The following is an 18,599-nucleotide window of genomic DNA, read 5'->3' as shown; positions in this document are numbered from 1 at the left end:
GGGTTCCCGGGTGACCCGGTGCGAGCCACACTAGAAACCCTTGAGGACAGGTTCGGTCCTCAAGTTGAAGGGAGTGCGCGCGGATGCTGGAAACCTCGGCACGGCTGTTGCGGCTGCTGTCCCTGCTCCAATCCCGCCGCGACTGGCCCGGCGCCGAACTGGCTGAGCGCCTCGGCGTCACCACCCGCACCGTCCGCCGCGACGTCGACCGGCTCCGCGACCTCGGCTACCCCGTCGAGTCCGCCACCGGGACCACCGGCGGGTACCGGCTCGGGGTCGGGGCCGCCCTGCCGCCGCTGCTGCTCGACGACGACGAAGCCGTCGCCGTGGCCATTGGCCTGCGCGCCGCCGCCACGGGCACGGTCACCGGGATCGAGGAGACCTCGCTGCGTGCTCTCGCCAAGCTCGAACAGGTCCTGCCCTCCCGGCTGCGCCACCGCGTGGGCGCGATGCAGTCGGCCATCCTGCCGCTGACCGGCCCCGGCCCCACCGTGGACCCCGACCTGCTCACCGCCCTGGCCGCCGCCTGCCGCGCCCACGAAGGCATCCGCTTCGGCTACCAGCAACGCCCCCGCCGCGCCGAGCCGTACCGGCTCATCCACACCGGCCGGCGCTGGTACCTGCTCGCCTTCGACCTCGACCGCGACGACTGGCGCACCTTCCGCCTCGACCGCATGGACCTGGCCCCGCAACCCGGGCCGCGCTTCACTCCCCGGCCCGAGCCCGCCGAGGGGGTGCACACCTACGTCTCCAACGCCCTTACCGCTTCCCCATACCGGTACCGGGCGACCATCCTGTTCCACGCACCGCTCGACATCGTCTCCGAACACACGTCACCCACCGCGGGCCGTCTCGAACACCGCGACGCCGGCAGTTGCCTCTTCCACGCCGGCGGCGAATCCCTCGACAAAATCGCCCTCTACGTCGCGCTCAAGGGCATCGACTTCGAGGTCCTCGATCCACCCGAACTCAAACACCACATCCGAGCGCTCGCTCATCGGCTCACCCACGCGAGCCGCGACGACTGATCGGCCTGGTCGACGTGCCGCTCGGCGGTCGCCGGGCGCGAGCCCGTGAGGCCGGCGAGCTTCCACCTCGGGAGCGATGCCGCGCCCTCGTTGTGCCCTCCGGGCGGTAGGGCAGGCTGTTTACCCTGATGAACGCGTCTCTAAGGTGGTTCCTATGGAACTGAGCGGAACGATCACCTCTGACCGGCCCCTTCTCGTCCTCGCCGTCCAGCAGGAGGCGCAGTTCCTGGACGGGGGCCTGCCGGTGCTGCTGACAGGCATGGGGAAGGTCAACGCGGCGTCCGCGCTGGCGGGCGTGCTGGGCAGAGGCCCCCTGCCGTCCTCGGTGATCAACTTGGGAACCGCGGGGGCGCTGCGTCCCGGCTGGACGGGAACCCACGAGGTGAGCACCGTTTTCCAGCATGATCTCGATACGGCCGTCCTGCGCAGCCTCACCGGTGAGACCTATGGAGCTCCCCTGACGCTGTCCGTCGAGGGACCCGTCCTCGCGACCGGCGACTCCTTCATCGCGGACGACACCGCGCGGGACGCGCTCGCCGCCCGCGCCGATCTGGTCGACATGGAGGGCTACGCCCTGGCCGCCGTCGCCCAGCAGGCGGGCGTTCCCATCCGCCTGGTCAAGCACGTCAGCGACGACGCGGGGGAGGGCGCCGCGAAGACCTGGCGCGAGTCCGTGGTGGACTCCGCCCGTGCTCTGCACGACTGGGCGGTCAAGCACCTCGCCTGACCTCCCCGCCCTCCACGAGCACGATCGCCCGACTCCCCAACAGGCCGACCAGCCGTACCGGAGATGGAGGGGGAGAAACATGATGGATCTCGAACCGGAGCGGAGAACAAGGAGTTCCGCACGCACGACACGACGGCCCGCGCCTCTGGTGGCGCTCATCGTGATCGCCGCGTCGGCTGTGGCGGCGTCGGCGACCGGCGCCCAGGCTGTCACGGGGCATGAGCCGTCCCCGCTCGTCGGCTGCCCGTCGCCGGGACGCGTGAAGCCCACGGTCGTCCTGGTGCACGGGGCCTGGGCCGACGCCTCCAGCTGGAACGGCGAAGTGAGATTCCTGCAGCGCGCGGGCTATCCCGTTCGGGCCGTGGCGAATCCACTCCGGGACCTCACCACGGACTCCGCGTCCGTCGCCGACTTCCTGAAGACCGTCTCCGGCCCGATCGTGCTCGTCGGGCACTCCTACGGAGGCTCGGTGATCACGAACGCGGCCGCGGATGTGCCGAACGTCAAGGCCCTGGTGTACGTCGACGCCGCGGCGCCCGATGTCGGCGAGACCACCGGCGGGCTCAGCGGCTCCGGCTCCGCCCTCAACGCGGATCCGGCCACCCTCTACGACAAGGTGCCCTATCCCGGGGCGCCCGTGGGGGCCGCCGACCTCTACCTCAAGAAGGACGCATTCGTCCGGTCGTTCGCCTCGGACCTGCCCCGGCACGTCGCGGTCCGCCTGTGGGCCACCCAGCGAGCCGCCTCGACCAGTGCGTTCACGACGCCGTCGAAGGCCGCGGCGTGGAAGACGATCCCGTCCTGGTTCTTCATCAGCACCGGTGACCGGATCATCACCCCGACCTCGGAGCGGGCCATGGCTCATCGGGCCAACTCGAAGATCACCGAGTTCCGCGGCGGCTCCCACCTGACCCTGATATCCCACCCGGACGCCGTGACGTCCGTGATCGGATCCGCCGTCTGCTCCGTACGCTAGCGACGGCCCCGGCCTGCTGGATCACCTGCTCGGGCACCGGCCGGCTCTGCTTCATGAAGCGGGGACGTCCGGCCAAGGCCGCCGGTCACAACTCATCCGAACCGCGGGTGGCCATGCCCGAGACGATCAGGCCGTCGCGGAAGACCAGGACTTCCGCGGCCGGCTGGCCGGTCTGATCCCGGTAGTTGATCACGATGCCGTCGAGACCGACGTACACCGCGATGACCTCGAACCGCAGGTCGGGATTGCGCCGCAGTCCCTCGGCCCAGTACGCGCGCAGAGCCTGGATGCCACGGACGACACCGTCGGACCCGTCGATGATGCGTGCGGCCAACGGTGACCGGAAGACCACCTCACTGGCGTAGTGCGTCATGATCCGATCGAGATCATGGGAATTCCACCCCGCCGCCCACTCCTCGGCGAACCGCCGTGCTTCAGCATGATCCATGCCGAATTTCTACCATCACGACTCCTCATGCGGGTGTGGTCGCCGTGCTGGTTGCGCGGCCTGAACGATCAGCGGAAGGAGTGGCGGTAGGCGGCCGGGGTGGTCTTCAGGGCGTTGTGGAAGCGGCGGCGCAGGTTCACCGCGGAGGAGAGCCCGACGCGCTGGGCGATCGTCTCGACCGGAAGTTCGGTCTCCTCCAGAAGGGCGCGGGCTCCCGCGATGCGCCGGTCGAGGACCCAGCGGCCGGGGGAGATGCCGAGTTGCTCGGAGAAGTGGCGGCTGAGGGTGCGCGGTGACATCCCGGAGCGGGTGGCCATGTCCTCCAGAGTCAGCGGGCGGTCGAGGTTGGCGGTGATCCAGTCGAGCAGCGGGGCGAGGGAGTCGGGGACCGGGCCCGTCGTCGGCAGCGCGGGGTACTGGCGCTGGCAGCCCTCCCGGTGCGGCGCGGCCGACAGCTGACGGCCGATCCGCATGGCCAGGGCGGCGCCGTGTTCGCGCCTGACCTGGTTGAGGCACAGGTCGACGGTGGTGGCCGAGGCGCCCGCGGTCGCGACGTCGCCGTGATCGACGTACAGCACGGTGGCGTCGGCGCGGACCCGGGGGTAGCGCCGGCGCAGCTCGCCCGCGATCTCCCAGTGGGCGGCGGCCCTGCGGCCGTCCAGCAGGCCCAGGCTCGCCGGGATGTGGATGCCCGAGCAGATCCCGACGATCCGGGCACCGCGAGCGTGGGCGGCCAGGACGGCGTCGCCGAGTTCGGCGGAGATGTCCGGCCCGGCGCACCAGTGCGCGATGAGGATCGTGTCGGCCTCCGCCAGGGCCTCCAGTCCGTCGTCGACGACGATGTCGGCGCCCATCGTGGTCCGGATCGGGCCGGGACGCTCGGCGCAGAGCCGGAAGTCGTAGTGCTGGGGGATGTCGGGGCCGTGGCAGCCGAACACGGCGGAGGCGCAGGTCACCGGGTACATCTCCTGCGGTGGACCGACCAGGGCGACCACGCGGTGCTTCATGGCACGAATGTACCTGATGATGTCATTCTGGACACCTGTGCGCGGGCGGCCGCATGTCCAGGATGACTGGTCATGGAGATCGTCGAATGACCGCGATCCTTGATCGCGAAGCGTCCCCGGGCGTCCCCGCAAGGCTCTGGACCAAGGATTTCTCGCTGTACTTCGCCGCCCGGGTGGTGTCGCTGCTTGGTGACGCGATGTTGCCGGTCGCGGCGGCGCTGGCGGTCGGGGCCGTCTACGGGGTCTCGGGGGTGGGGTACGTTCTGGCCGTCTGGACCGCGCCCTTCGTTCTGTTCGTTCTGTTCGGCGGGGTCTTCGCGGACCGGGTCGGCGCGCGCGCCATGATGGTCGGCGCGGACCTGGTCCGGATCGTCACCCAGGGCGTGGTCGCCGTCGCCTTCTTCGCCGGAGTCCCGCCGATGTGGCTGCTGCTGTGCGCCTCCGCGTTGTCCGGGACGGCCGCCGCGATGTTCGAGCCCGGTGGCAAGGGGATGGTCCCCCTCGTCGCGAAGGACCCCCAGCGCGCCAACGGCACCCTCAAGATCGCTGATGCGGCCACGCAACTCGGCGGCCCGGTCCTGGCGGGGATCCTGATGGCGCTGATCGGTGCGGGCGCGGTCTACGCCTTCGACGCGGGCACCTTCCTGGTGAGCGCCCTGTGCCTGGCGCTGATCAGGTTCGCCCCGCGCGCCGTGGCCAGGGAGTCCTCGACCGTTCTGCTCGACCTGCGGCGCGGCTGGACGGAGTTCCGCTCCCGCACCTGGATGTGGTCGGTGATCGTGGTCTGGGTGTTCTTCGGCATGCTCGTCTTCGGCCCTTACATCCCGCTGGGCTCCCGGCTGATCGGCGACCGCCTCGGCGAGGCCGCCTACGGCTGGGCGATGGCGGCGCTGGGCGCGGGAACCGTGATCGGAGGCCTCGTCGCGATCCGCTTCCGTCCGGTCCGCCCACTGGCCGCGGGCGCCGTGGCCATGATCGGCTTCATCTGCATCCCCCTGTCGGCCGCCCTGGAACTCCCGCTTCCCGCGCTGATGGCCGGTCAGCTGATCGGCGGCGCCGGCTGGGCCGTCTGGTCGGTGATGTGGTCCACCAGCGTCCAGACCCAGGTGGCGCCCGACGTCCTCAACCGCGTCACCGCCTACGAGGTGGCCGGCTCGGTCTCCGGCGTGGCGGTGGGCCAGGCCCTGGTGGGCCCGGTGTCCTCCGTCGTCGAACCCCGCGACCTGCTGCTCCTGTCGGCGGGAGTCACCGCCGCGGTGTGCGCGGCGTTGCTGCTCATCCCGTCGATCCGGAGGCTCCGCCGGGTCTGATCTCTCCAGACCGTCCAACGCGTTCGGCAGGGGGCCGAGGTCAGACGGCCGCGCGCCCTCCGTCGACGGAGAGGGTGGCGCCGTGGATGTTGGACGCGTCGTCGCCGGCCAGGAACACCACGGCGGCGCCGACCTCGGCCGGTGTGCTGGCACGCCGCGAGGGCATCGCGGCGATCATCGGCGCCAGGCGGTCCTGGATGCCGGAGATCTTCTCGGTGAGGGTCGGTCCCGGGGCGACGGTGTTGACCCGGACTCCGGCGGGCCCGTATTCGGCCGCCCACGACTTCGTCAGGGAGTGGATCGTCGCCTTGGTGGCGCTGTAGAGCGCGGAGTGGGCCGAGCCGAACAGGCCGTTGATCGAGCCCATGTTGATGATGACGCCCTTGCCGCGTGCGGCCATCGCCGGGGCGATGAGGCCGGTGAGCAGGAAGGCGGCTTTCACGTTGACGCGCAGCGCCTGATCGATCAGGTCCTCGCCGACCTCCGCGGTCGGCGCCGGGTCGATCAGCAGTGCGGCGTTGTTCACCAGGATGTCGAGTGCCCCGCCGGCGACCTCGTTCGCGGCGTCGGCGAGTTCCCGGATCGCGGCCGCTCCCCGGCCCAGGTCGGCGGCGACGAAGGTGGCCCGGCCCCCGGCCTCCTCGATCGCGCGGACGGTCTCCTTCCCGCGGTCCGTGTTACGGCCGCTGACGATGACGTGCGCTCCTTCGGCCGCGAGGGCTTGGGCGACGGCCACGCCGATGCCGTCGGTGGAGCCGGTGACCAGTGCGTATCGGTCCTGCAGTCGTGCGGTCATGTGGTGTGCCCCCCGATCAGGGTGAAACTGGACAGGCCCAACGTCGCAACATAAATTTGGACCGGCAAGTCCAGTCGAAAGGCGTGCGGTATGACCCGGGAGTTGACCCCCAAAGGCAGTGCGACGCGGCAGCGGATCATCGACGGCGCCGCCGCGGAGATCCGTGAGCACGGCGTCGCCGCCACCACGCTGGACGACGTGCGGAGAAGGACCGGCACGAGCAAGAGCCAGCTGTTCCACTACTTCCCCGGTGGCAGGGAGGAACTGCTCCTCGCCGTGGCGCGATATGAGGCCGACCGCGTCCTCAGCGACCAGCAGCCGCAGTTGAGCGGGCTGACATCCTGGCCTGCCTGGGAGGAATGGCGCGACGTGCTGATTCAGCGGTACCGCCGACAGGCCTGGGACTGCCCGCTGGACGCGCTGATCTCACAACTCGGCCCCAGCACCCCCGGAGCCCGGGCCGTCGTCACCGAGTTGCTCAACCGGTGGCAGGGCGACATCGCCGCCGGTGTCCGCGCCATGCAGGGCCAAGGCGAGATCGACCCCCGGCTCGATGCCGAGCACGCGGCGGCCGCCCTGCTGGCCGGCATCCAGGGAGGCATCGTGATCAGGCTCTCGACCGGACGGTTCACGCACCTGGAAGCCGCCCTCGACGTGGGGATCCAGCACCTCCGTGCAAGCCGTGACCGTCATCCGGTGGATCACTGACGAGACGCCGCCGGCAGATCGTGAAGCCGACGGATCACATCCCGGCTCGGCACCTCGCCGAAGGGCGGAGGCCCGCGGCGGGACCGCTCAGTGGCGGTGGTGGTTGTCGGGCTGGGCGGGGTCTCCCGGGTGTTCCAGGCCCGGCACCAGCCGGAGCCGGTGCGCCCGAGCGTGGTCGAGCCAGCGGACGAAGGCCAGACGCCGGGCCGCGTCGAGAAGACGCGGACCGGGCTCGGGCGGATCGCGCGGCTCCCGCGTGCCGAGCAGGGTGACGGTGAGGCCGTCGACCGTCACCGTCTGCCCGGGCGCCGCGCCGGCGAGCGCGGACGCGAGCCGCTCCGGCAATGTGCCGGGAGCCGCGTCGAAGTCACCGTCCGCGGTGGACAGCCGCCACTCGGACTCGGCAGGGGGCCGGGCCGTCGCCGCCGCGTAGGCCGTCGCCTGCTCCTCCGGCACCGTCACGTCGGCCGTCACCGCCTCATACACGGCTCGTACGGCACCGCAGCCCTCGAAGGCCGCGGCGGTGATCGAGCCGAGCTCGACGGCGGCGCGCTGGTCGAGGCGCACCGGGAGGGCCGCGCCCACGTCGAGCCTTCGCCGGGCCGCCTCCGCCTCGCACAGCAGTTCGGTGAGCATGACCTGGGCGACCCAGCGCGTGAGCTGCCGGTCCTCGGCGCTTCCTGGTTCGGGCAGCGCCGAGGACCGCGGCCCGCCGCGCAGGGCGGCAAGCCGGCGGTCGAGATCGGCCCGCGGGAGCGGCCGCCCGTCGAGCCAGCCGAGCACGTGGTCGTGGGTCACGGTGCCACGACCAGCTCGACCGTCGGGGCGTACTGGCAGCGGCCGAACCACATCACCTTGGCGAGTGCCCAGTAGGCGCCGGGGTCGGCGTCGCGCGGCACCGTCACGTCGAACGTCGCCGTGTCCGTGGCGCCCGCCGCGAGCGTGAACCCGCGCACCGGGGCGGTGACGGCGTCCCAGGTTCCCCAGGGCGACACGACCTGGAGCTCGCCGCGGATCTCGCCCCGGGTGCGGTTGGCGAGCGTCACACCGAGCGCCGCGTGGCCGCCCGGAGCGACCCGCACGGTCGTGGAGACGACGTCGACCGACAGTCCCGTGTCACGCGCGATCGTGGCCGTCGTCCCCTGAGCCGCCGCCCAGTCCTCGGGGATGTCGCCGGGAACGGGCAGGTACGCGGGGAGGTCGCCGACGGCGACCGTCACGACGTCCTCGACGCTCTGGCCGTCGTGCTCGATGCCGGCGGCGAGGAAGTACAGCCCCGCCTCCGTCCCGGTGGGCGGAGTCAGCGTCACAGGGAACCGCACGTGACCGTCGGGCTCGAGCCGGTACGGGCGCCTGGCCGGCGTCGCCGTCCACCCGTCGGGGGCGATGAGGACGGCGGTGCCCTCCACCGGGGCGTCCCGCAACTGCGAGGCGATGACCACCGACGCCTCGACGGGCTCGCCGTCCGTGCGGAGCAGGCCGGGGGAGACCGCCACGGAGACCGGCAGGTAGCCGATCGGGGCGGGGCCGCGGTTGTGCAGCCAGTACCGCGCGTGCACGGGCTGGGCGGCCTCCGCCGACGGGCCCAGCGAGCCGTCACCCCGGCGGGCCCCGCCGTCGAGACCGGCCGGCACGCCGATGACGGTCGCGACCTCGCTCCCGGAGAGTGCGATGGCCCCCGTGAGCGGCTTGCCCTGGCGTTCCAGCAGGTCGGCGGCGTACACGTCGGTGAAGTTCAGCGCCCCGCCGAGCGTCGCGGCCGACCCCTGGCCGGTCGACTCGACGAGGCGCAGCGTGACGCCGCGTGCCGGGTCCTGCGGTTCGGCGGAGCCGCGGGCGATGGGGTCGCCGCTGGGCTTCACTGTGCCGAGGAGCACCTCACGGGCGGGTTCGACCCGCACGTACGACCGGGTCGGCGGCAGGGGCCCCTCGTGCGAGCCGGTGACGCGGGCGTACAGCGGGTGGTTGAACTCCTGCCCCTGCGCGGGGAGGGTGACCGCGCGCCAGTCGCCTTCCCCGGAGACGAGCGCGTAGGAGAAGTCGTGCGTCCAGTGCTGCAGCTGGAAGGACGTGCCGTCGGGGGCGGTGCGCTTCGGCGGGTCGATCCAGACGCCCGAGGGCCATCCGGTGCACGAGCGCATGAGCGACAGGTGCAGCGCGCCGGTGGGGTCGACCGCGAACCCGGGCAACCCGAAGGTCAGCAGCGCGACCGTGTGATCGGTGAGGACCTCCGACGCGGGAATCGGCCTTGGAGAGACCGCGGAGACGCGGGCGTCCGCGAGGTCTTCCGCCAGCGCCGCGGGGTCGGTGACCACGAGGGCGGGCAGCGCCCGAAGGTCGCGCAGGTCGGCGTTGGGCCGCCACACCTCGTGCAGCGGTTTTTCCGCGGGGACCCAGACGCGGCCGTGCCGGGCCAGCGTGGCGGCGTAGTCCGTGCCCGCGCGCTCCAGCAGGTCGCGGGTCGCCTCGTTGGCCTCGGGGCCGCCGATCAGGACGCGGAAGTCCGGCAGGTTGGAGTCGACGTCGAGCCAGCCGTACCTGGCCCATTCCGCGCTCGCGGTCGTCGCGGTCACACCGACCCTGGCCAGCGCGACCACCAGGTCACGCGCGCCGGCGGCGTCGGCGAGCGCCGGGACGACGACCTCCGCGACGCCGAGCGCGCGCTCACCCAGTGGCGCGCCGTCGGGGTCGGTGAGCGAGACGCGGGCGGTCGAGCTGAGCCCGAACCAGGTGTTCGCCGGGTTGTCGAGCGTCCACGGCGCGTCGGCGACGTCCACGTCCGGCAGGGCGAAGCCCCGCCCGACGACGGCGTCGGCCACCTCGCTCACCGGCAGGGCGCCCGGCAGGTCGACGGGGAACCGCACCCGCAGGAGCCGGTCGGCGCCCGCGTGGTCGACGACCCGGGTGCCGCAGTCCACCCGGTCGACGCCGTGCCACAACGTGACGGTCTGCCGGTAGTTCAGGCCGTCGACGGTGCCCGTGACGACGAGGCGGGAGCCCAGCGGGCTCGTCTCGGCCCGTACGGTCGCGGGGGAGTCGGCCGAACCGACGACCGGGCCGCGCGGCACCAGGTGCCAGGGGCCTTCGCCGAAGTCCGGATGCGCGGAGTACTCCTCGTAGACCCTCAGCTCGTTGCCGACGTGACCGCCGCGGACCAGTTCTCGGCCGGACACCTTGTCGTAGACGCTGCTCAGGGCGCCGCCCCTCGCCGCGTCCGCGGTCACGCGGTAGCGCACGTTCTCGATGGTCTCGCCGTCGGCAGGGGTCCACGCCGGTTCCGCGTCCGACTCTCCCGGCAGGAGGCGCCAGGTGCGCCAGCCCATGGCCGGCACGTCGTCCGCGAAGAACCGGAGCGTGCCCCTGTCGGTCACGCACGCCACCTCCGCGCCCGCGTCGTCCAGGACGCGCCCGCCCTCGACATCGTGCGGGAGCCGTACGGTGACCAGGGCCGAGCGATCGAACGACAACGTGTTCGCGACGACGATCGGGACGCCCTCCCCGGTGGTGTCGACCTGACCGGCGAGGGCGTCGAGCGCGGTGTCCCTAACGGCCGCGGCGAGATCGTGCGCCTCACGCCACCCGGACAGCAGGTCGATGTAGACCTGGTCGGACTCCGAGCCGGTGATCGCGTCGTGGTGGGCGCCGTAGGCGAGCTGGCGCCACACCTTGTCGAGCGCCGCGCCGGGATAGGTCCCGAGCCCTTCCAGCGCCGCGAGGGTGGCGAGCTTCTCGGCGTCGACGGCGGCGACCTCGCCCGCCCGCTGGGCCTGCTTCGTGTCGATGTACGACACGTCCTTGCCGGTATAGATCGGGTTCATGTCGCGGGTCTGCGGGCTCGGCCGCCGGCCCGTCGCCTCCAGCTCGGCCCGGACGGCGTCGAGGAAGTCGCGAGGGGTGCCGCAGACGAACCTCGGCCACACGTACTTGGCCGCCCACGAACGGTGGATCTCGGTGACCCACTTGTTCGGCGGGGTGTAGTCGGTGCCGACGGGCAGCAGCAGGTTCTTCGTCGCCCCCACCGGTTTGATCTTGGCGTACAGCTCGTAGACGGCGCGCTCCGCCGACTCCAGGTCGGGAGAGGAGTCCATCCACCAGCCCGCGGAGTAGTGGTGCGGCATGAAGTGGGTGAGCACCCCGCGGCCGGACGGTGAGATCCACTCGAACTCACTCGGGAACTGCATGACCCGCGCGTCGTTCTTCGACTCGCGGAAGTTCTTCTGGATCGGGCCCCACTGGTGGAACGGCCCACGGGCCCAGGCCGAGCCGGTCAGTCCCGCGGCGGCGAGGTAGCCGGGGAACTGCGGGTCGTGGCCGAAGACGTCGAGCTGCCAGGCGGTCTGCGGGTCGCCGCCGAGGATGTCCCGCTGGTAGCCGACGCCGTAGACGATGTTGCGGATCGTCGTCTCCGCGCCGGTGAGGTTGGTGTTCGGCTCGTTGTACGTGCCGCCGACCAGCTCGACCTGGCCGCGCTCCATGAGCAGGCGCAGGTCGGCCCGGCGCTCGGGATGCAGGTCGAAGTACGGCTTCAGATAGTCGATCTCCGCGAGCACGAACTTGTACACAGGGTCGCGCAGTGCCAGGTCGAGGTGGGCGTCGACGAGCGCGAAGCCGTTGCGCTCCCACAGCGGGCGCGTGGTCGCGTCGCCGGACAGGAGCTCCCACGGCGAGGTGTAGGCCGCCTGGGTGTTCCACCAGACCGGGTCGTAGTGGAAGTGCGAGACCAGGAACATCGTCCAGCCGGGCTCGGCCACGGTGACGACGGCCTCGGCGCTCGCCTCCCCGGCCGTCACGGTCACCGGCAGTTCGGCCCCGGCCACGGGGCCGTCGATGTCGAGGGGCACCTCGACCGTTCCCGTGCCGGTGGCCTCGCCCGTGACGCCCGGCCCCCTGACGGTGACGGGGACGGGCGGTCCGTCGAGCACCACGCGGAGCACCTGACGTGGTGCGTCCTGCGCGCCGACGAACAGGTCGGTGGATTCCACGGCGGTGATGGTGACCGGCACGGCTATTGATCCTTTCTATCGATGAACCGGTCGTCCCCACGCGAGGCTGGAGACGACCGGCGGTGGTGCGGGGGCGGTCAGGAGCCCGCCTCGGAGACAGGGCGGAGACAGAGCCTCACCGCTGGTCGTGGATCACGCCTTCGTCAGGACGGTACCGATCCCGCGAGCGGTGAGGTAGTCGGAGTCGGCCGCACGGGCGGCGCCGACGATCGCGAGCGGCCCGGCCTGGCGCAGCCGTACCCACTCGCTGTGGAAGGGGCTGCCCGGGGCGACCTCTCCCCTCCGCTCGGGCTGGGCGCGCAGGTCGACGTCGCACACCAGGGCGGGCCGTGAAACGGGCGCCGGGCGGCTGCCGCGCCGCTCGCGGACGACCGCGGCCAGTTCCCGGGTCGCGGGCTTCATCTCGTGATCCACGGTGAACAGGCCCAGGTCGTACTCGCGGTCGGGGAAGTCGGCCAGGCTCCGGTCGAGGTCGTGCGAGCACCACCACGTGACGCCCCACAGAGCGGGGTTGCGGGTGACCGCGTCGAGCATCTCCCGGACGAAGGCCGGGGCTTCGTGCTCGCCGATGTCCGGGCGGGGCGCTCCCACCTCCTGCAGCCAGACCGGCCGGGCGGGGTCGGTCGCCGTCGCCGCCGCCAACTCCACGAGGTAGTCGGCGTGGGAGACGGTGGCGGGGCCGTGCGGGCCGTCGATGGCCGAGACGCCGTTGAACACCCAGGAGTGCACCGTCGTCAGGTCGCCGAGGTCGACGTTGTCGGCCGGCGAGAACGGGTGGCCGGGGTCGTACCAGGTGCCGTCGTACAGCGAGTGGAGGCTGAGCAGGCGCGGGGCCGCGGTGCGGGCGACCTCCACCAGTTCGGCGGCCCACTCCGAGGACGCCTCAAGCGTGGTGGGGTTCGAGGGCCACAGGTTGTTGACCTCGTTGCCCAGCGTCACCGCGAACACGTTGCCGCGCGTCGCGACGGCCCGGGTGAGCCGGTCGACGTACTCCGCGATGCCGTCGCGGACGGCCGCGTCGGTGAACAGGCTCCGCTGGTGCCAGGTGAGCACCCACGACGGCAGGAAGTCGAAGCTCGACAGGTGGCCCTGCAGCAGGTCGACCGAGACTTCCAGGTCGAACTCGGCGGCCACGTCGATGAGGGCGAGCAGGTCGTCGATGCCGCGCTGCCGGATCAGCGTCCGGTTGGGCTGGATCCACGGCCAGATGGGGAACACCCGCACGTGGTCGAGCCCGATTCCCGCCAGGTCGGCGAAGTCGCGCCGGGCCGCGTCGGCCGAGAAGTCGAGCCAGCTGTAGAACCAGCCTGACGAGGGCACGTAGTTCGCGCCGAAGCGCAGAGGGATTTGGCCTGGTTGTTGCGGTGTCACTCGTCCTCCGGCTGCGGTGGCGCCCGGCAGGGATCGCCCGGTGCTTCGACCGCCCGCAGCCTAAACCGTTTTAGCTATCCTGCCAAGGCCGGGGGCGCCGTGCTCTCCCTGACCGCCAGTCGCGGCGTCGGAGTCCTGCGGTCCCTCCGCAGACCGGGCTCGGCGATAAGGGCGAGCATCGTCTCGGCGACCTCGGTGCCGAGCGCGAACGTGTCGCGCGTCAACGCGGTCAGCGCCGGATGCACGATGCGCGTGAGCACCGAGTCGTCGAACGCGACGATCGACAGGTCGCCGGGGACGGCCACGCCCATCTCGCCGGCCACCCCCAGCCCGGCGACGGCCATGAGGTCGTTGTCGTACACGATCGCCGTCGGCCGTCCGGGCCGTGACAGCAGCATGCGGGTGGTCGCGGCCCCCTCGGCGTCGCTGAAGTCGGTGGGCAGCGAGGACACGTCCGTCAGGCCGTGCCGCCGGGCGGAGTCGCGGAGCGCGCGCATGCGGCGCTGGGTGTGCTGGAACGCGGGAAGGCCGGCGACGTGCGCGATGCGCCGGTGGCCGAGCGCGGCGAGGTAGTCGACGATCGACAACATGGCCTCGCGGTCGTCGGCCCACACGCTGGACAGGGAGCCGTGGCGGCCGGGACCGCCGAGCACCACCGCGGGCACGCCCAGGCCCTCGACCACGTCGACGCGCGTGTCCCTGACCTTCAGGTCGACCATGATGAACCCGTCCACCCTGTGCTCGGACGCCCACCGGCGGTAGACCTCGATCTCGGCCGTGGTGTCCTCGACGACGAGCAGTTCCAGCGCCACGGAATGCGCCGACAGCCCGGCCTGCAGGCCGGACAGGAGTTGGGCGAAGAACGGCTCCACGCCGAGGGTGCGGGCCGGACGGGCGATGACGAGGCCGACGGCTCCCGCGCGGGCGCCGCCCAGGGCGCGGGCCGCGGTGTGCGGGCGCCAGTTCATCTCCTCGGCGACCTGGAGGATGCGGGCCCTGGTGGCCTCGCTGACGCCGGGACGCCCGTTGAGCGCGAACGACACCGCACCCTTGGAGACTCCGACGCGGCGGGCGATGTCCTCGATGGTCGGTCGCGCCACGACTGTGCCTTTCTTCGTTCGTGCAGGTCGGCACGTTGCAACAGGGGCCCCCGCCACGTGCATTATCGCCGGGTGGAGGCCGCCGCGGGGCCCCGCGCGCAAGCGGATCGCGTCGATTCCCGCGTCCGTCACGGGTTCGCGACATCTCTTGACACCAAAGTCTAGTGGGGGGATAGTCCCCAGTCACTAGAGCGGTTTAGTAGTCGGCCGTTTGCGGACGGGGCCGCCGGGCGTCGGCTCACAATTCCGGATCGCTCAGCGCATGGCAGGAGAAGTGATGCGAATTCATGGGATAAAGCTGGTCGCGGCTGTGGCGGGGCTGGCGGCGCTCGCGGGGTGTGGGCTCGGGGGCGCCGACACGTCGAGCACCCCGACCGCGAACGCCACCGGCACGGTGACCGGCAAGGTGAGCCTGCAGACCTGGGCGCTCAAGCCCAAGTTCACCGACTACGTGCAGGGCGTCATCGACTCGTTCGAGAAGAAGTACCCCGGGACCCAGGTGGAGTGGCTCGACCAGCCCGGCGACGGCTACGCCGAGAAGGTGCTGAGCCAGGCGTCGGGCGGCAGCCTGCCCGACGTGACGAACCTGCCGCCGGACTTCGCGTTGCCGCTGGTCCAGCAGGGTCTGCTGCTCGACGTGGCCAAGGCCGACCCGAAGGTGACCGAGGAGTACGTCCCCGGAGGCATCGACGGGTACAAGTACGCCGGATACGAGGGCGTCTACGGCTACCCCTGGTACCTGAACACCGACGTCAACTACTGGAACTCCGAGCTGCTCTCCAAGTACGGGCTCGACGCGAAGACGCCGCCGACCACACTCGACGAGCTCATCACCCAGGCGAAGACGGTGAAGGACAAGTCCGGCGGCAAGGTCTACCTCATGAGCCGCAAGCCGACCCTCATCGACCTGACCAACGCAGGCGTCCCGATCATGTCGGCGGACGGCAAGAGCTTCACCTTCAACACCCCCGAGGCGGCCGCGATCCTCGACAAGTACCGCGACGCCTTCAAGGACAAGTTGATGCCGCGCGACGTGCTGACCACCAAGTACGCCGGCAACACCCAGCTGTTCAACTCCCAGACGGTGGCGTGGACCACCGCGGGCGGCAACTACATCACCAGCCTCGCCGCCGAGGGGAACCCGACGCTCGCGCCCAAGGTCGTGCCGTCACAGGCGTTCGGCACCCCCCCGCTCTACGTCCAGGGCCTGTCGATCTCCAAGTCGACCAAGAACCTCCCGGCCGCGATCGCGCTGGCCCGGTGGGTCACCAGCGCGGAGAACCAGGCCGCCTTCGCGCACCTGGTCAACATCTTCCCGAGCACCAAGGCCTCGGCGAGCGACCCGTTCTTCAGCAAGAGCGACGGCACGAACTCCGGCGACGCCAAGGTGATCGCGTTCAACTCGCTGTCCACGGCGAAGATCCTGCAGCCGGTCCAGGTCACCCAGGCGATGGCCGACTTCATCGACCAGCAGTTCGCCCTCGCGATCAACGGTGAGGAGCCGTCGCAGAAGGCGCTCGACGACGCCGTCGCCAAGTGCAACCAGCTTCTCAACGGCTGACGTCACGCTCGACCGCGTACGGGGACCCGCCTCAGCCGGGGGTCCCCGTACGCGCCGCGCAGGAGATCAAATGACACACAAGCGCTGGTTCACCCCATGGCTGCTCATCGCCCCCGCGGCGGTGTGGCTCGTGCTCTTCAACGCCGTACCGGCGATCAACACGGTGATCCTCTCGTTCACCAACGCCAAGCCGCTGGGCGGCGGGCAGTTCATCGGGCTCGGCAACTACACCCGCATGTTCGACGACCAGCAGCTCGTGGACGCGCTGATCAACAGCATCGTCTACATGGTGGTCTGCGTTCCGCTGCTTACGCTGCTGCCGCTCCTGCTCGCCGTGCTGGTCGAGAAGAAGCTGCGCGGGATCGCCTTCTTCCGCATCGCGTTCTACACCCCCGTGATCGCCTCGGCGGTCGTGGTCGCGCTCATCTGGGGCTGGCTGCTCAACGACCGGGGAGTCATCAACGGGATGGCGGAGCGGCTCGGTTTCCTGAGCGGCCCGTTGCCGTTCCTCACCGACCGCTGGCTGCTGCTGTTCAGCGCGATCGGCCTGACCGTGTGGAAAGGCCTCGGCTACTACATGATCATTTATATGTCGGCGCTCGGCAACGTGAGCCGTGAGCTCCACGAGGCCGCCGCCGTCGACGGAGCCGGGCCCGTGCGCCGGTTCTTCTCCGTCACCGTGCCCGGCGTGCGCAACACGATGCTCCTCATCTCGGTGCTGATCTCCGTCTTCGCGCTTCGGGTCTTCTCCGAGCTGTACATCCTGTCGAACGGCACCGGCGGGCCCGGCGGCCGCGACATGTCCCTTGTGATGCTCATCCAGCTGTACGGCCAGGGCCTCACCGGGCATCTCGGGTACGCCTCGGCGCTCAGCGTCCTGTTGTTCGTCGTCACGGTCGGCCCGATGTTGTTCCTTGCACGGCTCAACCGGAAGGAGTCGTAGCGATGGCCCGGAGTGGTCGCGGGTTCAACACGGTCTCGCCGGCGGAGAAGGTGGTCCGCTACACGCTTCTCCTGGTCGTGCTGGTCATCACGGTGGGCCCGTTCCTGTGGCAGTTGTCCACGTCTCTCAAAGGCGTCAGCGAGGACGTCTTCACGCAGACGCCCACCTTCATCCCCCAGCACCCGACGCTGTCGAACTACACCGAGGTCGCCAAGACGATCCCCGTCTGGGCGTACGCCGGCAACTCGCTTATCGTCGCCGTGCTCGTTGTCGCGGGGAACGCCATCGGGGCGACGCTCGCCGGGTTCGCGCTGGCCAAGCTGCGCTTCCGGGGTTCGAAGCTGGTGCTGGGGCTCTTCCTGGCGACGCTGATCCTGCCGAGCGAGGTCACGATCATCTCCCAGTACGTCATCGTGCGCGGGCTCGGCTTCTCCGACTCGCTGATCGGCGTCGCGCTGCCGGGGGCGATCCAGATGCTCAACGTGCTGCTGATGCGCACGGCGTTCCTCTCGATCCCGGCCGACGTCGACGCCGCCGCGATCATCGACGGCGCCACCGCGTGGCAGCGCCTGATCCGCATCGGCCTGCCGAACGTCAAGGGCATGCTGAGCGTTGTGGTGATCTTCTCGTTCATCTTCGCGTGGGACGACTTCCTGTGGCCGTTGATCGTGCTCACCGATCCGGACAAGTACACGCTCACGGTCGGGTTGCAGTACCTCAACGGCACGTTCAGCTCCAACCCCCGGCTCATCGCCGCGGGCACCATGATCGCCTTCCTGCCGATCGTCGTGATCTTCGCTTTGCTTCAGCGGTTCTTCTTCAAGGGCGTCGACGCGGGCGCGATCAAGGGCTGAGACCCGCCGTACGGCGACCGCGTCCCGGTCGGTCCGCCCTTCGTCCCCCGGGCCCGGTCGCCGTACGGCATGAGAGTGGGCGTTCGGCGGCGCGGCGTTCTCAGCGCAGGATCGCGCCGGCGACGGTTTCGTTGATCCACTTCTCCCACCGGTCGGGCGTCCACCCGCGTTCCACGGTGAGCAGGAAGTAGACCTCGTGGCTGACGAGCGTGAAGACGATGTCGGCCGCTTCCTGGACGGTCAGTTCCGGCCGGAGGGCCTGCTTGTCCCCGAGTCGCTCAACGAGGGCGCGGTGGGCGACGAAGCGTTGGCGCTGGTTGGTCTCCCACTGCGCGGCCATCTCGGGGTCGGCGCCCGCGGCGTCCCGGACGATCTTCATGATCGGTGCGAGTCGGCCGAAGATGACGCGGCTGTTGCTCAGCCAGACGGCCAGCGCCCGCCGGCCGTCGGGCTCCTCGCGCACCTGCCGCACCCACGGCCGGTCCAGCATCGGTATCGGCTCGTCGTCACCGACGGCCAGGACGTCGACGACCTCCTTGAGCACCGTGGCCTTGTTGCCGAAGTGGAAGTACACGGTCTGCACCGCGACCCCCGCCGCGCCGGCGATCTGATCGAGAGTGGTCGCCGCGTATCCGTTCCGCAGGAACAGTTCCCGGGCTCCGTCGATGATCCGGCGCCGCGTCGCCCTGGCCTGGGCGGCCCGGCGGTTGCCGCCTCCGGTCCTGCTCTTGACGGAATCGCTCATTCGCTAGAGGCTACTCTAAAGA

General features: G+C 70.9%; 16 protein-coding genes. 8 read left to right on the top strand and 8 right to left on the bottom strand.

Translation table 11 applies throughout. The annotated features are described in order from the left end of the window. Positions 1-83: 83 nt before the first annotated feature. The 3 genes from Psi02_RS14825 (at position 84) to Psi02_RS14815 (ending at position 2,731) form a co-directional block, all read left to right on the top strand. Positions 84-1,028: a helix-turn-helix transcriptional regulator gene (locus Psi02_RS14825; RefSeq protein ID WP_203974492.1), complete on the top strand. Its 945-nt coding sequence runs from the start codon at positions 84-86 to the stop codon at positions 1,026-1,028. A gap of 154 nt (positions 1,029-1,182) precedes the next feature. After that, entirely contained in the window at positions 1,183-1,755 is a 573-nt protein-coding gene (locus Psi02_RS14820) for a nucleosidase (protein ID WP_203974491.1), read from the top strand. An 82-nt stretch (positions 1,756-1,837) separates the two neighbouring features. Continuing rightward, positions 1,838-2,731: an alpha/beta hydrolase gene (locus Psi02_RS14815; protein ID WP_203974490.1), complete on the top strand. Its 894-nt coding sequence runs from the start codon at positions 1,838-1,840 to the stop codon at positions 2,729-2,731. Positions 2,732-2,816: 85 nt separating this feature from the next. On the opposite strand, the gene Psi02_RS14810 is transcribed toward Psi02_RS14815, so the two are convergent. Together Psi02_RS14810 and Psi02_RS14805 are read right to left on the bottom strand one after the other, a co-directional pair. Continuing rightward, entirely contained in the window at positions 2,817-3,179 is a 363-nt protein-coding gene (locus tag Psi02_RS14810; protein WP_203974488.1) for a YybH family protein, read from the bottom strand. A 68-nt stretch (positions 3,180-3,247) separates the two neighbouring features. Continuing rightward, a complete protein-coding gene (locus Psi02_RS14805) occupies positions 3,248-4,186 on the bottom strand; it encodes a GlxA family transcriptional regulator (protein ID WP_203974487.1) in 939 nt (312 codons plus the stop codon). 86 nt (positions 4,187-4,272) lie between these two features. On the opposite strand from Psi02_RS14805, the gene Psi02_RS14800 reads away from it, so the two are divergent. Further along, the gene (locus Psi02_RS14800) at positions 4,273-5,496 is read left to right on the top strand and encodes an MFS transporter (protein WP_239094894.1); all 1,224 of its coding nucleotides are present in this window, start codon (positions 4,273-4,275) and stop codon (positions 5,494-5,496) included. A gap of 40 nt (positions 5,497-5,536) precedes the next feature. Here Psi02_RS14800 and Psi02_RS14795 read toward each other — a convergent pair whose 3' ends face one another. After that, positions 5,537-6,292: an SDR family NAD(P)-dependent oxidoreductase gene (locus Psi02_RS14795; RefSeq protein WP_203974485.1), complete on the bottom strand. Its 756-nt coding sequence runs from the start codon at positions 6,290-6,292 to the stop codon at positions 5,537-5,539. A 90-nt stretch (positions 6,293-6,382) separates the two neighbouring features. On the opposite strand from Psi02_RS14795, the gene Psi02_RS14790 reads away from it, so the two are divergent. Next, positions 6,383-7,000 (top strand): TetR/AcrR family transcriptional regulator, encoded by a 618-nt coding sequence (locus tag Psi02_RS14790; protein ID WP_203974484.1) that lies wholly within the window; start codon positions 6,383-6,385, stop codon positions 6,998-7,000. A gap of 87 nt (positions 7,001-7,087) precedes the next feature. On the opposite strand, the gene Psi02_RS14785 is transcribed toward Psi02_RS14790, so the two are convergent. The 4 genes from Psi02_RS14785 to Psi02_RS14770 form a co-directional block, all read right to left on the bottom strand. Beyond that, the gene (locus tag Psi02_RS14785) at positions 7,088-7,798 is read right to left on the bottom strand and encodes a DUF7158 domain-containing protein (protein ID WP_203974483.1); all 711 of its coding nucleotides are present in this window, start codon (positions 7,796-7,798) and stop codon (positions 7,088-7,090) included. Continuing rightward, entirely contained in the window at positions 7,795-12,003 is a 4,209-nt protein-coding gene (locus Psi02_RS14780; protein ID WP_203974482.1) for a glycoside hydrolase family 38 N-terminal domain-containing protein, read from the bottom strand. The genes Psi02_RS14785 and Psi02_RS14780 overlap by 4 nt, the downstream gene beginning before the upstream one ends. Before the next feature lie 132 nt (positions 12,004-12,135). After that, positions 12,136-13,374, bottom strand: a complete 1,239-nt coding sequence (locus Psi02_RS14775; RefSeq protein ID WP_239094893.1) for a glycoside hydrolase 5 family protein — start codon at positions 13,372-13,374, stop codon at positions 12,136-12,138. A 74-nt stretch (positions 13,375-13,448) separates the two neighbouring features. Further along, positions 13,449-14,474: a LacI family DNA-binding transcriptional regulator gene (locus Psi02_RS14770; RefSeq protein WP_203974481.1), complete on the bottom strand. Its 1,026-nt coding sequence runs from the start codon at positions 14,472-14,474 to the stop codon at positions 13,449-13,451. 277 nt (positions 14,475-14,751) lie between these two features. On the opposite strand from Psi02_RS14770, the gene Psi02_RS14765 reads away from it, so the two are divergent. The 3 genes from Psi02_RS14765 to Psi02_RS14755 all read left to right on the top strand — a co-directional run bounded on the left by Psi02_RS14765 (position 14,752) and on the right by Psi02_RS14755 (position 17,832). Then, positions 14,752-16,035: an ABC transporter substrate-binding protein gene (locus Psi02_RS14765; protein WP_203974479.1), complete on the top strand. Its 1,284-nt coding sequence runs from the start codon at positions 14,752-14,754 to the stop codon at positions 16,033-16,035. Positions 16,036-16,105: 70 nt separating this feature from the next. Next, entirely contained in the window at positions 16,106-16,978 is an 873-nt protein-coding gene (locus Psi02_RS14760) for a carbohydrate ABC transporter permease (protein WP_203974478.1), read from the top strand. Positions 16,979-16,980: 2 nt separating this feature from the next. After that, complete coding sequence (locus Psi02_RS14755) at positions 16,981-17,832, top strand: carbohydrate ABC transporter permease (RefSeq protein ID WP_203974477.1); 852 nt, start codon at positions 16,981-16,983, stop codon at positions 17,830-17,832. Between the two features lie 100 nt (positions 17,833-17,932). Here Psi02_RS14755 and Psi02_RS14750 read toward each other — a convergent pair whose 3' ends face one another. After that, positions 17,933-18,577: a TetR/AcrR family transcriptional regulator gene (locus tag Psi02_RS14750; RefSeq protein ID WP_203974476.1), complete on the bottom strand. Its 645-nt coding sequence runs from the start codon at positions 18,575-18,577 to the stop codon at positions 17,933-17,935. Positions 18,578-18,599: the final 22 nt, after the last annotated feature.

Origin of the sequence: Planotetraspora silvatica, assembly GCF_016863315.1 — a bacterium.
GTDB lineage: Bacteria > Actinomycetota > Actinomycetes > Streptosporangiales > Streptosporangiaceae > Planotetraspora > Planotetraspora silvatica.
The sequence above is the reverse complement of the archived record's forward strand: the minus strand, read 5'-3'. Positions and strand labels throughout refer to the sequence as shown.